13 protein-coding genes are annotated in these 15,141 nt (G+C 45.2%); 9 read left to right on the forward strand and 4 right to left on the reverse strand.

Annotation, left to right across the window (positions count from 1 at the left end; translation table 11 throughout):
* Positions 1-32: 32 nt before the first annotated feature.
* Positions 33-1,067, reverse strand: a complete 1,035-nt coding sequence (locus ACQCVE_RS09270) for an STAS domain-containing protein (protein ID WP_426842735.1) — start codon at positions 1,065-1,067, stop codon at positions 33-35.
* Between the two features lie 87 nt (positions 1,068-1,154).
* Here ACQCVE_RS09270 and ACQCVE_RS09275 point away from each other — a divergent pair, with 87 nt between their 5' ends.
* Positions 1,155-2,486, forward strand: a complete 1,332-nt coding sequence (locus tag ACQCVE_RS09275; protein WP_426842734.1) for an FAD-dependent oxidoreductase — start codon at positions 1,155-1,157, stop codon at positions 2,484-2,486.
* Entirely contained in the window at positions 2,476-3,471 is a 996-nt protein-coding gene (locus ACQCVE_RS09280) for a class I SAM-dependent methyltransferase (protein WP_426842733.1), read from the forward strand. Before ACQCVE_RS09275 ends, ACQCVE_RS09280 begins: the two co-directional genes overlap by 11 nt.
* Positions 3,472-3,782: 311 nt before the next feature.
* Here the strand turns inward: ACQCVE_RS09280 and ACQCVE_RS09285 are convergent, their stop codons facing one another.
* Positions 3,783-3,968 carry a hypothetical protein gene (locus ACQCVE_RS09285; protein ID WP_426842732.1) on the reverse strand — a complete coding sequence of 62 codons (186 nt, stop codon included), beginning with the start codon at positions 3,966-3,968 and terminating at the stop codon, positions 3,783-3,785.
* 498 nt (positions 3,969-4,466) lie between these two features.
* On the opposite strand from ACQCVE_RS09285, the gene pgsB reads away from it, so the two are divergent.
* The 7 genes from pgsB (at position 4,467) to brnQ (ending at position 13,988) form a co-directional block, all read left to right on the forward strand.
* Entirely contained in the window at positions 4,467-5,648 is a 1,182-nt protein-coding gene (pgsB, locus tag ACQCVE_RS09290; RefSeq protein WP_426862567.1) for a poly-gamma-glutamate synthase PgsB, read from the forward strand.
* An 11-nt stretch (positions 5,649-5,659) separates the two neighbouring features.
* Positions 5,660-6,109 (forward strand): poly-gamma-glutamate biosynthesis protein PgsC, encoded by a 450-nt coding sequence (gene pgsC / locus ACQCVE_RS09295; RefSeq protein WP_426842730.1) that lies wholly within the window; start codon positions 5,660-5,662, stop codon positions 6,107-6,109.
* A 13-nt stretch (positions 6,110-6,122) separates the two neighbouring features.
* Complete coding sequence (locus tag ACQCVE_RS09300; RefSeq protein ID WP_426842729.1) at positions 6,123-7,280, forward strand: CapA family protein; 1,158 nt, start codon at positions 6,123-6,125, stop codon at positions 7,278-7,280.
* Between the two features lie 13 nt (positions 7,281-7,293).
* Complete coding sequence (locus ACQCVE_RS09305; RefSeq protein WP_426862569.1) at positions 7,294-8,886, forward strand: gamma-glutamyltransferase family protein; 1,593 nt, start codon at positions 7,294-7,296, stop codon at positions 8,884-8,886.
* A gap of 18 nt (positions 8,887-8,904) precedes the next feature.
* Positions 8,905-9,153, forward strand: a complete 249-nt coding sequence (locus tag ACQCVE_RS09310; protein WP_426842727.1) for a hypothetical protein — start codon at positions 8,905-8,907, stop codon at positions 9,151-9,153.
* A gap of 307 nt (positions 9,154-9,460) precedes the next feature.
* On the forward strand, positions 9,461-11,857 hold the full coding sequence (locus ACQCVE_RS09315; RefSeq protein ID WP_426862662.1) for an immune inhibitor A domain-containing protein: 2,397 nt from the start codon (positions 9,461-9,463) through the stop codon (positions 11,855-11,857).
* Between the two features lie 808 nt (positions 11,858-12,665).
* On the forward strand, positions 12,666-13,988 hold the full coding sequence (gene brnQ, locus ACQCVE_RS09320) for a branched-chain amino acid transport system II carrier protein (protein WP_426842726.1): 1,323 nt from the start codon (positions 12,666-12,668) through the stop codon (positions 13,986-13,988).
* A gap of 34 nt (positions 13,989-14,022) precedes the next feature.
* On the opposite strand, the gene ACQCVE_RS09325 is transcribed toward brnQ, so the two are convergent.
* Positions 14,023-14,772 (reverse strand): SDR family NAD(P)-dependent oxidoreductase, encoded by a 750-nt coding sequence (locus ACQCVE_RS09325; protein ID WP_426862571.1) that lies wholly within the window; start codon positions 14,770-14,772, stop codon positions 14,023-14,025.
* 25 nt (positions 14,773-14,797) lie between these two features.
* Entirely contained in the window at positions 14,798-15,133 is a 336-nt protein-coding gene (locus tag ACQCVE_RS09330) for a DUF3243 family protein (protein ID WP_426862572.1), read from the reverse strand.
* Positions 15,134-15,141 lie beyond the last annotated feature (8 nt).

Consider the following 15,141-nt stretch of genomic DNA (forward strand, 5'->3'; position numbering starts at 1 on the left):
TCTGAATGATTCAGAAGGCAATGAAATCTGGCTTAAATAATGTGCCGTCCCTGTTCGGACAGAGCAAAGTATATACCGTGCTGCAAAGTACTGAAGCAATGGAAAGCTGACAGGTTGTATTCTGATTTAGCAATCGAAATCGCAAAATCAGGTGAAATCCCGACCAAAACCGTTTTTATGCCGATTAACGATGCGGATGTTGCAAGCTTATCGATAAACTCAACGGTTCCTTTTGTAACGTCTTCGCTCATTGCCGTCAGATCCAGGACCATATATTGAGCTTTTTGGGCAGGAAGGTTCTGAAGGGTGCGCTGTACAAGGTCGTAAGAGCGCTGTTCATCGTATTTCCCTATAAGAGGAACGACAACGATGCCTTCAAGTACGGGTATGATCGGAGAGGAAATTTCTCTGATCAGTATGTTCAGGTCATGGGTGCGTTCTTCCACTAAATGCTCAAGCTTTCTGATTTGGTCAGATTGTTCCTGTCGTGCATATTCATGAATATTCTGCTGAACTGTTGTGGCGGAAGGGAAATATTCAAATTCGCAATAAGCATCACCCTCAATCTGGCTCTTTATGACCTTATACCAGATATTAACACCAAACAAACCTGTCAGGATTCCTGCAAAATGTCCTGGGATGAACGTTCCCCGGTTTGTTTTTCCCTGAGCGCGGTTTATTTTAAATTCCCAGCTGTCTTTTACTTGGATAATGGCGGTTTTCCGGGCATGATTGACCTGGGAAATCTCCATTTTACCCCATCCGGCGGAAGCATACGTGTTGGGAAGAACAGCTGCTACTTCATTCAATGTAAGGCGTTGGCTTTTAAAATAGTCTCCTACTATTATTCCCTGTCTGAAACCGGCCGTTTCCAGAACAACGGAGGCGGCTTTGTCGCCGGAAATCTCTTCGATCGTATCAAAAAGAATTCTCATCGCAGAATCGATCCAAAAAAGGACCGCATCATCTTTCTCATATTTAAAAACACCCTCATCAAGATTCCAGCTGAACTCCAAGCCGCCAACCTTAATGGTGTTGTCCGTGAAGGATTTAATTTCGTTTTCCATCGTACACAACCTTTCAGTTAATCCCTTCTACTATCATACTACATATTCTGTCAATTGGCTGAAAAAAATCATATAGGAGGTGGGCAATTGAGGACAAGTGTGCTCGTTATTGGCGGAGGTGTCGGAGGCCTGACGGTTGCTTTAAAACTCGCCATGTGCGGCATTGATGTGACCGTGGCAGAACAGGCGAAAAGCGGGACTCATCTGTACAAAGGGGAGCTCCTTCAGCCGAAAAGCCTGGAAATTTTCAAGGCCCTCGGTTTAATCGGAAAAGTAGAATCCTGCGGTCATCGCATCCACCGTATTGATATACATGAAATGAAAAAGAGAGGGCAGCTGTACGAGGAAATCGGCCATGCGAGTATGGATTATGGAATGGTAGAGAGCGTGTTTTCGTACTCACTCATGATTCCGCATGAAACATTGAAGGAAATCCTTTTACATGCAGCAGAAGCCTACCCTGCTTTTCATTATCTGCAGCCTGCAAGATTCAGAGGATTTACGGATCAGCATAAAGCGGCAGTCAGTTACGAAGGGAAAGAAAAGACGATTGAAGCGGACTTTATTATTGGGGCGGAGGGACGGAGATCCAAAACGAGAGATTCGATGAAGACAGAGATAAAGGAACAGACGTATGACCACCATTTTCTGACGGTCTCTTTTGGAAGACCTGCTCATTTAAACGAAGGAAAGATGATCTCTTTTTCTAAAGGCTTCCTTGGCCTCTTTCCTCTCCCCGGCCAGCGTGTCAGGACGGTCTACCTGATTCCGGCAGGCAGCTATAAGGAAATGAAGGATAAAGGGATTGGGTATTTTCACCAATGCTATAAAGAGCTATGTCCTGAATTGGATGGGTACGTGGATGAGATTAAGGGATGGCGTGAAATCCAGCTGATGATTCCTGTAAGGTATCATGCAAGCCGATATGTAGAGGGAAGAATCGCACTTGTTGGAGATGCGGCTCACAGTGTGCATCCGATGGCAGGAGAGGGGATGAATCTGGCTATCCAGGACGGAGATATTTTAGGTGAGCTCCTGTGCTGGATGTACTCTACTGGGAATACAATACCAGAATGCTTGAAGTGGTATGAAAGGGTGAGAAAGCCGAGAACGAGTCACGTGCTGAACTTAAGCCATTTTTCAGCGCTCACTTATTCGAAGCCGCTTACGTATTTCCCTGCCTTTAGAAAAAAAGGCATTATCCAAACCACTAAGGATGACTGGCTTCATACGAAGCAGATGCTGAATGTTTCCGGGCTTGGAATTTGGCGGGAAAATGCTCTTGACCGCATGATTCAGATTGGGTTATTTCCAGCCAGATCTTCTTCGGATCCAGCCCATCTTCAAAAAAAATACATGTTCCATCAGGATTTGGACTATCCTTGGAGAACACGGGGAGGAAAGCACGGTGCTGAATGATTATGTGAGAGTGCTTAAGGCTAAAGGCTGGATGAAGCGAAACATGCCGTTTCTTTATACGTGGCACGCTTATATCGGGTACGAGCTGGATCTTTATGAGTACTTTCGCAAACCGAAGACAATTGCAGAAGTCGCCCGGCAGCATTCTTTGCAGAAAGATCTGCTGGAGCGCTGGATGGAAGTCGGACTCTCGATCCGGTATATGAGAAAAGCCTCTAAAGGAAGATTTAGAACTTCCAGAAGCTTTATGCTTCCTTCTGCGAAGAAAAACCCCTTATCGACCGGGGTCATACTTAAAGAAATGATGGAGCTTCATATCCCTGCATTGCTCAGCTATCCTGCGATCATGAGAAGTGAAGAAAAAAAGACCTTCGATCATGAGCAGCACGGGGAAGTAGTGGCTCAAACCTCCTCCATTCTGGAGCAGGTGGCATATCCGGCAATTCATCATCTTGTCAGGAAAACGGGAGCAAAAAGCATCCTTGATGTCGGCTGTGGCCATGCCGGTTATTTAAAAAGACTTGCAAGAGATTTTCCCGCACTAAAGCTGACAGGAATTGAATTGAATGAAGGAGTGGCAAATGAAGCAAGAACGAGGTGCCGGGATTACCCGGACCTGCATATTGAATGCAAGGATGCGTTTGAATGGGAGAATCCTTCCAAAAAAGATTTGGTCCTCTTTAATAATCTTCTTCATTATGTTCCGCAGGAAAGGCGGAGCCTGCTGCTGAAAAAAGCGGCGAGCTGGCTTGAAGAGGGAGGCGGAATGGCAATCATTACTCCGATGAGCCATGCGAAATACGGGAAACAATTTTCCAGTGCCTTTAACAGCTTCTTCTCAGCATTTGAGAATCTTCACCCCATTCCCTCTGAAAAAGACATGAAAGAGATGGCAGCCGAGGCTGGCATGAATGTGTCCTCGGTCCGTCCTGTCGTAAAAGAAGGAGGATGGTTCGCCGTCTGTATGCAAAAACACGGTGATTAAGCATTTTGCAGACAACCAGGGTGCCTGAAACGAGCATCGGAATTATTGAAAGGAAATAGTGCCAAGCAGGCCTAAAAAGAAGCGGGGCTAAAAGGGCTGGCCTGATCGGTGGAGTGAGTTTCTAAAAGAAGACTGGATTCCCGGTCTTGCGAGTCTCTCCATGAAGGCGAAGTTTTCTTATTCTGAAAGAAAGGCTGCCAGAGTGCTGCTCTTCGGTACAGGCGATTGGGACGCAGCGCTGTGGTGATTGGGTCAGGACAAAACAAAACCAGACTGAACGGCATGGAAAGCAACAGGGCGGGAATCAGCTTTTATCCATTCGCAGGCTGTCGGCTCAAAAGTATTTTTGAAAGAATAAAAAGCACCTTCCAAGATTGTAGTATCACCCCACGAATGCCTGCTGGTGTGTGCAGAGCAATCCTGGGTTTTTTTGTACCTGAAACGGCGGCTTTATCCATCCGAAAATATTCTTTAAGCTTACAAATGGCCGTATTCATTCTTTCCTATCCCTTTTTTAATCCCTTAACATATCAGAGGAAATTAGACTCCTGTTCATTCCTTTTCATAGACACAATGGAGGGGCACCTCAAGTAAAAGGAACTACATTGATTGGTTTTAGTCTGTATGTAAACCCTTCCATATTGAGAGCGCTCATTTCGTCCCGATCTGCAAATTTTTACATTCCTTTACAAAGTGAGAAAAGATCTAGAGATATCCTTGTGCTTTCAATGAAGGAAAAAAATAGAAGAAGTTGAAGGGGCAGAAAATCTTCAAAACTCCTATTCAAAGGGGGGGATGGATGGAAATCGTAATTCCTGGAGCGCTTTAAATGTTAGAAAAATCTAAATAATTGAGCCGAAGCACATGGTTCGGCGAAAGAAACAGAAAAAGGACTTGTAACTTTTATCATCTGTTATTCCTGCCGCTAAATCCATACAGTAGACATGGGTTAATTAAAAAGTGCTGATGAAAACGTTAAGAGGAGATGAGGTTACGTGTGGGTCATTTTAGCGGCCGCTGTTTTCGTTCTGCTGCTGGGAATGATTGAAAAGCGCCGCCACCAAAAGCGGATTGATTCCATTCCGGTCCGGATTAATATTAATGGAATCCGCGGCAAATCAACGGTAACCAGACTGATCTACGGTGTTGTCAAAGAAGCCGGATACAAGACGGTCGGCAAAACGACTGGTACCGATGCAAGGATGATGTACTGGAACACGAGAGAAGAAAAGCCAATCGTCAGGAGACCGGAAGGCCCGAACATTGGGGAACAAAAACGTGTCATTCACGAAGTTTACGATCTGAAGGCTGAAGCACTCGTCAGCGAGTGTATGGCAGTTAATCCTGATTACCAGGTTATTTTTCAGGAGGATATGCTGCAGGCAAATATCGGTCTTATCGTCAACGTACTGGAAGATCATATGGATGTCATGGGACCGACGCTTGATGAAGTGGCTGAAGCGTTTGTCGCAACCATTCCGCATAACGGGCATGTCATCGTAAATGAGAGCCCTTATATTGATTATTACCGGAAAGAAGCAGAAAAGCGTAACTCGACATTGATTGTATGTGACAATACCAGAATTTCCGAGCAATTTTTAAAAAGCTTTGAATATATGGTTTTTCCTGATAATGCCTCTCTGGCACTCGCAGTAGCGGACGCATTGGGAATTGATGAGAAAACAGCATTCAGAGGCATGCTCAATGCTCCACCCGATCCGGGGGCAATGAAAATCCTCCCTTTAGTAGATGCAGCGAATCCAGGCTTCTTTGTTAATGGATTTGCAGCGAATGATGCTTCTTCTACCATTAACATTTGGAAAAGAGTGGAAGATCTTGGCTATCCAACAGAAAATGCTGTGGTTATTATGAATTGCCGGCATGACCGCGTAGACCGGACCATACAATTCGCGCACGATGTCCTGCCGTTTATTCCAGCCGGAGACGTAGTCATCATTGGAGATACAACGCAGCCGATAGAAGATTCCTATCAAGCCGGTAACATTCCTGCCGGCAATTTTCACAATCTTGAAGGCTATTCCACTAATGAGATTTTGGCTGTGCTCGAGCCGATGATGAGTGGGCGGGCAATATATGGAGTAGGAAATATTCACGGTGCTGCAACACCGCTTATCGAACAATTAGAAGAGTATAAAATAAAGCAGATTGTCAGTTAGGAGGAGAGTCATTGTTCGGTTCTGATTTATACATAGCCCTCGTATTGGGGGTACTGCTAAGCTTGCTGTTTACTGAAAAAACGGGGATCATACCCGCCGGATTGATTGTACCCGGCTACCTGGCTCTCGTTTTTGACCAGCCTGTTTTCCTGGCTGTTGTCTTTTTTATCAGTTTGCTTACTTATCTAATTGTTACCTATGGCATTGCGAAAGTCGTGATTCTTTATGGGAGAAGAAAATTTGCGGCGATGCTTACGGTAGGGATTCTTTTAAAGCTCGCTTTTGATTATACTTATCCGATTCTTCCCTTTGAAATATTTGAATTCAGGGGGATCGGCATCATTGTGCCCGGCTTGATTGCCAATACGATGCAGAAGCAGGGAATGGCCCTTACAATTGGCAGTACGCTGCTGCTGAGCGGTGCTACATTCCTGCTGATGACACTTTACTACATTATATAAAGGGGGTTGAAATGTGAGCAAGCCACCAGGAAAAGAGCTGAATTTTGAAGAAAAGCTCTTGCGGTTTATTAAAAAGAACCGCCGGAACTCAAAGACCCACGCTGTAATAGGGCTTGTAGTTGCCGCTGCAGTTATGTTCGGGTTCTCTTTCGCTGAGAGGCCCCCGGCTCCGGCGGTAACGCAATATGAAGATGAGGTATTTACAGCTTCGTTCATGGGAGACGTCATGATGGGCCGGAATGTGGAAAAAGTTACCGAAGTGAAAGGCCAGGATTATTTGTTTCAGCATGTGAAGCCGCTGCTGCAGAATTCTGACTACATCACAGCAAACTTTGACCATCCCATTGTCCTGGATGAGAAACTCCCGAAAAATGAATCAAAGCATATTCAGCTTAAGACGGATAAACAGACAGCCAGGACTCTCCAAAACATGAATTTTACAGCTGTCAGCTTAGCGAACACCCATGCGATGGATTACAACGTACAAGGCTTATATGATACGAAAGAGACACTTAAAGAACATGGGATCGGGGCTGTTGGAGCAGGATCAAACTTAAAGGATGCCAAAAAATCCATCCATTACGAAAACTACAACGGCTTGAAAGTAGCGACCCTGGGTTTTACAGATGTCTACGCTGAAGGTTCAAATGCGACCGAATACAACAGCGGAGTCCTGGCTATGGAGCCGGATAACTTTGTTCCCATGATTGCAGAAGCCAAGAAAAATGCCGATTTTGTATTTGTTCATGCGCATTGGGGACAGGAGTATGATACGGATCCCCATCCCCGGCAAAAAGATCTGGCTAAAGCGCTCGCGGATGCAGGAGCTGATGTGGTCATCGGCCACCACCCGCATGTCCTCTCTCCTGTCGAGGTGTATAAGGACAGTGTCATTTTCTATAGCCTCGGAAACTTTATCTTTGACCAGGGATGGACGAGAACGAGGGAGAGCGCCATTGCCCAAATGAGGCTGATGGAGGACGGAAAAGCAAGATTTGAACTGACGCCTCTGGAAATTAAAGGAGCTCAGCCTGCTCCGATCCGTGAGATGAATCAGCTTCAAATGAAAAAAATGAAAGCTCAGCTTACGAAGGATTCTCACAATCTGGACTGGCATGAAGAGGACGGGAAGCTGGTCTTTGAAAAAGACTTCTCAAATAAACTCGATTAAAGCAGGGATGCAAATGAGAAAGAAAAGGCTCTGGACAGCACTGGCAATCCTGCTCATTGTCATTTTGCTCGTTGCACAATCCGGACTGCTAAAGAAATCATTTGAAGGAGAAGCGGCTGTCAGTGCCAACCATCCGCTGGCTGTAAAGGCAGGCATGGAAGTGATGAACAGCGGCGGAAATGCGATGGATGCTGCGGTGGCGGTTTCTTATGTGCTTGGTGTTACAGAGCCCTATGGCTCTGGTCCCGGTGGCGGCGGGATGATGATCGTTTATAATCCTGAAAAGAACTTGAAAAAGGTATATGATTACAAAAATTCCGCCCCAAAGGATGGGAAAGATTCAAAGGATCAAATCGCGGTTCCCGGATTTATAAAAGGACTTGAGCATGCTCACAGGGAGCAGGGGAAGATGGAGATGGATCAGCTTCTTAACCCGGCCATTCACTATGCTTCCAAAGGGTTTAAAGCTGACGAATTTCTCTCTCAGCGGCTGATCGATGCGGAGGATCAATTTGACGGACAGCTGCCCGAAGCTTTTTACCCTGACGGAAAGGCTGTAAAGAAAAATGAAGTCATCAAACAGCGGGAGCTTGCTGAAACACTAAAGCGAATTCAGAATCACGGGAGCAAAGGGTTTTATGAGGGAGAATTGGGAGATGCCTTTACGAAGGAAATGGACAGCGTAACTGCAGAGGACTTAGAGGATTATGAAGTAAAAGAAGAAATACCGCTGGAAGGAAAATTTGGAGAGTACAGGATCATGACATCTCCTCCGCCGGCTGGAGGGATTTCTCTTCTGCAAATCGCAAGACTGGCTGATTTGTATAAAGGAGAATTTCAATCCAATAAAGTGACCAATTCTACTCATTTAATAGGAGAGTTTACGAAGCATTCGTATCATGAACGCATTACAGAGATCCAAGATCCGGAATTCGGGGAAGTGGATGCTGACCGGCTATTATCGGATGAGCATCTGAAAAACATGGCAGATGATATGGATTTTGATAAAGCATCTTTCGATATCGAAGTGAATAATTCAGAAGCAGACGAAGAGGACCATGACAATACCACTCATTTTGTGATTAAAGATAAAGAAGGTACAATGATTTCGGTCACAAATACGCTCGGGGAGTTTTTTGGTTCAAAAAAACAAGTAAACGGCGTTTTTATGAACAATTCGCTAAGCAACTTTAGCGATGAGAAGGACTCAGTGAACCGGCTTGAGCCGGGAAAACGCCCTAACAATTATACATCCCCTGTCATTCTCGAAAATGATGAAGAAATCGTCGGCATCGGAACACCTGGAGGAAAGAGGATTCCAACGGTTCTTGCACAGGTATTGATTCAAAGAGAATATTTTGATTCATCATGGCAGGCAGCTATAAACGAACGGCGTTTTTATATTGAAGATAACGAGATTACGATGGAACCGGGTTATCCGGAAAACGTCCGGGACAAGCTTGAAGATCGCGGCTATGATGTCCGGGTGAAGAAATCACCTTTTTATTATGGAGGCGTTATGGCCTTGACTATAGATAAGAAAAGCCAAAAGGTGTCCGGCGCAGCTGATCCAAGGAGAACAGGCACGTGGAGTTCATCCAAATAATCTACAGGAGGAATCGGAATGAAAGTATTGAAAGGAATCTGGTCTACTTTTGCAGTTATGGGAATCTTGGCTCTAATGATCGGTTTTAAGCATACGGAAGTGATGGAACCGGTTGAGAAGACAGCTGTCGCAGAGGAAATGCAGAAGGTTGCAGCCCGGCAGCAGGCAGAAGCAAAACAGCAGGCAGCAAAGGAAAAGAAGAAAGCAGCGGACAAAACGGCGCCTGAAGAGACGCAGCAAGTTCCAAAGCCAGCATCTGCAGAATAATAATATGACCAAGCCCGGGGCTATTCCCCGGGCTTTTATATTATTCTCAAAATCTATTTTAACCATGTCTAATAATAAGAAATGAAAGCCTGAATTTAGCCAGTTCTGTTGCACAGCATCATAGTATGACGAAAAACATAGTTAAATAGCCCTGAAATGAACCTTTTACAAAATAGAATTTTCGGACTATTTAATCTATTCAGATAAGATTTATAATAGTTTTGTAACGAAAAATTTCATTTTCATGAAAAAATGTATAAATTTGTGCGTTTTTTTGTGAGATGCGGGGGGTCTTGGGTTGAGGAAATTGAAAAGATCGGTAGAAAGACACAGCAAACGCTGGCAAAGGGCAGCGGTCGGTACGGCAGTAGCAAGCGGCTTGCTGCTTGGGTCATTGCTTCCAGCAGGGGGACAAGCACTTGCTGCTGAAGCGCATTCGCATGCTCCGGAGTCGGCGCCAATAGACTACAATATCATTCCTGAAGAGAGACTGGCAAAATCTCTTAAAGAGAGAGGCGTAATTTCAAAATCTGCCACACAAAGCGAAATCAATAAAGCGGTTAAATCGTATATTGAGGAAAAAGAAGGGGAAAAACCCTCAGTAGCAGCAGATTCCCACGGACATTCGATGGATGCGAAAGTAAAAGAATTCATGGCTAAACAAAAAGCGAGCATTCAGAAGAAGCTGGGTAAAAACAAGGCTGCAAAAGGCAAACCCAACGGCCTCGTTAAAGTAAAACCTGCAAAAGATGCAGCGTATAGTGGAAATGTCCGTGAAGACAAAGTTCTTGTCCTATTAGTAGAATATTCTGATTTCAAACATAACAACGTGGTACAGGAAGAAGGCTACATGTACTCTGATGACTTCAACAAAGAACATTACGAAAAATTGATGTTCGGGGATGAAAAATTCACCATGTTCAACGGTGAAAAAATCAGCACATTCAAGCAATATTATGAAGAGCAGTCAGGCGGAAGCTACACAGTTGACGGAACAGTCTCCGAATGGCTGACGGTACCTGGAACAGCTAAAGAATATGGAGACGATAATCCTAATGGCGGGAATGACAATGCATTGCCAAAAGGACCGCGTGATTTGGTTAAAGATTCACTGAATGCTGCTGTTAAGGCTGGAATGGACCTTTCCGAGTATGACAAGTTCGATCAGTATGACTTAGATGGAGACGGAAATCAAAACGAGCCTGATGGTCTTGTCGATCATTTAATGCTGATCCATGCTGGTACTGGTCAGGAAGCTGGAGGCGGTTTGCTTGGAGATGATGCAATCTGGTCGCATAGATGGGTAGTCGGCAATCAGCCGTACAGTGTACCAGGAACGACATCTTCAGTACCGTATTGGGGCGGACAAATGGCGGCATTTGATTACACGATCCAGCCTGAAGATGGAGCTGTCGGTGTATTCGCCCATGAATTCGGCCATGACCTTGGCCTTCCAGATGAATATGACACACAGTATACGGGTGCAGGTGAACCGGTTGCTTCCTGGTCCATCATGAGCGGAGGAAGCTGGAATGGGAAGATTGCCGGAACAGAGCCGACAAGCTTTTCTCCAATGAACAAAGAATTCTTCCAAAAAGGAATGGGCGGCAACTGGGCCAATATCACAGAAATGGATTATAACGACCTTAACGCGTATGGCTTCTCTACAGTCATCGACCAAAGTGTAACGAAGTCCAAAAACCCGGGAATCGTAAAAATCAACCTTCCGAAAAAAGCAGTGAAAGGAATTGCCCCTGCTTTTGGAAACCAATATTACTACAGCACAAAAGGTGACGATCTCAATACAAAAGCAACCTCTCCTGAAGTGGACTTAACGAATGCCACAACTGCAAAATTCGATTACAAAGCTTATTTTGACATCGAATTCGATTACGATTATCTGTATGTGAATGCAGTAAAAGCTGACGGTACAAAAGTTCTTATCGATACGATCGGAGACGAAGATACTGACAGCGATGCACGCGCAGAATCCTCAAAAGGCCAATGGGTGGACAAGTCCTATGATCTGAGCGAATTTATAGGAAGCAAAATTAAACTTGAATTCAACTATGTAACAGATGGCGGGCTGGCTCTTGACGGCTTTGCAATGGACAACCCGACATTGACAGTTGATGGAAAAGTTGTCTTCTCTGATGACGTTGAAGGAACACCTAAAATGATGCTGGATGGATTTATCGTTTCTGACGGAAACTTCTACAAAGACAACTACTACTACCTTGAGTGGAGAAACTACGCGAAAGCCGATAAATCTCTCGCCTACTCCAGGGGTGCTGTCTACAATACAGGTATGCTCGTATGGTACGGCGATGAAAGCTACACAGATAACTGGACAGGCCCAGCACACCATCCGGGTTATGGCTTCATCGGTGTAGTGGATTCCCATCCGGAGACCGTATTCGGAATGCTGAACGGCAAACCAAGTGCTGCAAACAGCACACGCTATCAGGTAGCAGACGCTGCGTTCTCATGGGACAAAACAAAAGCATTCACCGTGTCCTCTCCGACCCGCGGAGAATATACATTCAAAGGAATGCTCGGAAACACGTTGTTCGACGACTCCCAAACATACATTGATTACGATCTTCCGGATGCAGGGAAAATCCTTCCGAAGCATGGCTTGAAAGTACAAGTTATGGGAGAAGCGAAAGATAACTCTGCCGGTATGGTCTGGATCCGCAAATAATTCTGATAGAAAGAAGGGCTTTGTAAAAAGGGATATGACAGGGTCTCCTTTCCTGGATCCCCGGAATAAAGCCTTCCTTCCATAAAAGTGCTCAGAGCATGCTCTGAGCACTTTTTCTTATTGTTTGGCCCGCCTTGCATCCTGCAGGGAGAGGAATTTCTGCTCCATTTTATTCATAGCTTGACGGGGGTGTTTTTGCCTCCTATCCTCATTGCTGAGCTCCGATCGCCAGTCCGCCTGGTCTGCCTCACCTCCGGCCCCACCTCCGGTAAAGGGCTAAAGCTCTGACCCCATCATGATTAATCGCTTGCAGCACAAGAGACTGCTTTTGCTCTGCTCTGTCCCCGAAAAGGAGGAAAAAGGGGGTCGGAGGATGCCTCCGACCCCGATTATGTCAACTTGATTTCCTCCGACCCCGACCTTTAAAGGTGTTGTGAGAGAAGGGAAAAGAGCTTTCCGCCTCTGGCCCCCAATGCTTTGCAGTACTGGGGGACGGAGGCAAAATAACGCAGTACCACCGCATAAAAACAAAAAAGCCGGTGCCTAAGCTTTAACGCTTTATCTGAGTGAGAGCCAGACCCCGAATTTAGGTTCAGGCCCTTCATTCAGAACCCATATCCAAAGTATATACAGATCACCATCATTCATGACTAAATACCCATTTTTGCGAATTTCCCATATTCCAGACTATAGCAATCCTTCCACCATGTTTTTTATTTAAAATTTTAGTATTTTTCGAAAGTGGTAGCCAAATATTGTACAAGTTGTTATACTTCATAATTATATTTTAGATGAGGAGGAGAGGACGATGGGTAAGCTTAGCAGCAAGGATCAGATTCTGATCAGTGTTATGCTGTTTTCGATGTTTTTTGGGGCTGGCAACCTGATTTTTCCAACATTCCTTGGCTATTCTGCCGGTACTCATACATTTTCATCTCTTGCAGGGTTTATTGCTACAGCCGTCGGGCTCCCTGTGATGGTCGTTATGGCAATCGCCATTCATGGCAGTGCCGATCAGCTGAATCAGAAGGTCCACCCTTATTTTGCTCTTGTTTTTCCAATTGTCATTTATCTTTGTATAGGACCTGGACTTGCCATTCCACGGGCAGCGACAATCTCATTTGAAATGGGAATGAAGCCCTTTCTAGGAGAAGGAACCGCGGGAGATCAGGTTCAATTAGGGATTTATACACTGTTATTCTTCGGAATGGTTCTATGGCTTAGTCTTTCTCCTTCTAAACTTATAGACAGGCTTGGAAAAATTCTGGCTCCGGTAACGTTAACGATTATTGGAGTGTTATTTGCAAGAAATCTTTTTTCTCCCCCGGAGTCATTTGCAGCTCCTCAGAAAACGTATCAGGATAACTCATTTTTTCAGGGATTCCTTGACGGCTATTTAACAATGGATGCATTGGGAGCGATGGCTTTCGGCGTCCTGATTGCCAATACCGTCCGTTCAAGAGGGATGAAAACGAAGACGGAAATTTCCCGCAGTATGATGACTGTTGGACTGGGAGCAGGTATTCTCTTAGCTTCTGTTTACAGCGTTTTAGCCTATCTCGGCGCTTCTTCAGCGGGCTATGGTGCAGCGGAGAACGGAGCAGAAGTTTTGACCCTTTTGACAAGAAATCTTTTCGGGGATGCGGGTCTTGTCATCTTGGGTGTCTTGTTCACCTTCGCGTGCCTGAGTGTGTCAATAGGCCTTGTCATAGCATGCAGCCAGTACTTTTATAAGCTCATTCCAGCACTTTCCTACAGGATTTGGGCAGTGGTGTTTTCAGCAGCCAGTATGCTGATTGCCAATCTTGGCTTGAATCAAATTTTAAGCATTTCCGTTCCGGTTTTAAGCATGATCTATCCGGTGCTTGTTGTCTTAGTCACGATCGGCCTGATGGAAAAAGTCTTTAAGGATCATCAGCCTGTATATTACACAGCCGTTTTGTTTACGGGAATTTACAGCGTTGCTGAGTTTTTGAATACATCCTTATTTAATGGAAGCCTTGATCCCATTATCGGAACCATTCCTTTTTCTGCTGAAGGAATCGGCTGGCTTCTCCCTGCTGTGGCAGGAGCTGCTGCGGGTTATGGTTTCAGCGTACACCGGAAAAACAGACAACCCGCTGAACAGTGAAAAGAGGCCTTTACCAGGGCCTCTTTTTGATTGCCTATAGTGAATATCCCCCGTCAATAATCAGGTTGTGGCCATTGATATAGCTGGAGTCAGGACTCGCCAGAAAGAGAACCGCTTTAGCAATTTCCTCCGGCGTACCGAATTTTCCACGCGGATGATCCTTCTCTGCCTTTTCGTAGGCTTCTTCATTGGGATAAAGGCTTTTAGCCAGCCTCGTTTCAACCGGTCCAGGGGAAATTGCGTTGACCCGCACATTCCGTTTTGCAAACCTTGAAGCCAATGATTTGGTCATCGCAATCACTCCTGCTTTACTGGCGCTGTAAGCAGGAAGAGCAGGCGGGAATTTTCCGGTTCCGACGATGGCTGCATTGTTTATAATGCTCACCGGCTCATCTTTCGAAAAATGTTTTTCACCGTGCTTGATCATAAAGTATTGGGATTTCAAATTAATGCTGAAAAGCTTTTCCCAATCGTCCTCATGAATTCTGCTGAGCGGGCCTATGGCCGTATTGCCTATTCCTGCGTTGTTAAATAGGACATGAAAGCTGTCCTGGTCTCTTCCAAACTCTTCAAAGAATGACTGTACACTGCTTTCCTGGCTGATATCCGTTTTTGAAAAAGTGATACGGCCCTCCAGACTGCGGGATTGATCTTCAAGCTCTTTGCCGCTTTGTTCATCCCGTCCCAATGCGTATACATGAGCGCCTTTTTCTGCAAAGGAGAGAGCGGCTGCTTTGCCGATTCCTGCAGTGGCGCCTGAAATGATGACTACTTTGTTCTTCATGTAAAACATCCTTTCATCCCTGCATTCATTCGTTTCCTTCAGACTTCGCCATTCTTACGAGAATATGGGATAGATGCCCGCGCTGCTCCTCGTTTCCAGCCTTCCAGAGCTCTTTGAGCAAGTACTCTTCGCGGTTTTTCGGTTCCACATTATTCGCCAAATACTCTGCAGCTGTTTTGGCTGCCTTTGCCATCGTTTCTTCGCTTAATCCCATTTTTTCGCCCATGCTGACCTTGTCATTTAAATAGCTTTTGAAGTGTTCGAAGTTCTCCAGAATCTGATCCATTTCCTGCTTGCTCATCTGATCCATTTTGCCTTCTACTTTTTCTTCACGAATCGCGGTATCTTTTTCAAAACCCATGTTCATCC

Origin of the sequence: Metabacillus sp. 113a (assembly GCF_050107635.1) — a bacterium.
Lineage (GTDB): Bacteria > Bacillota > Bacilli > Bacillales > Bacillaceae > Metabacillus_B.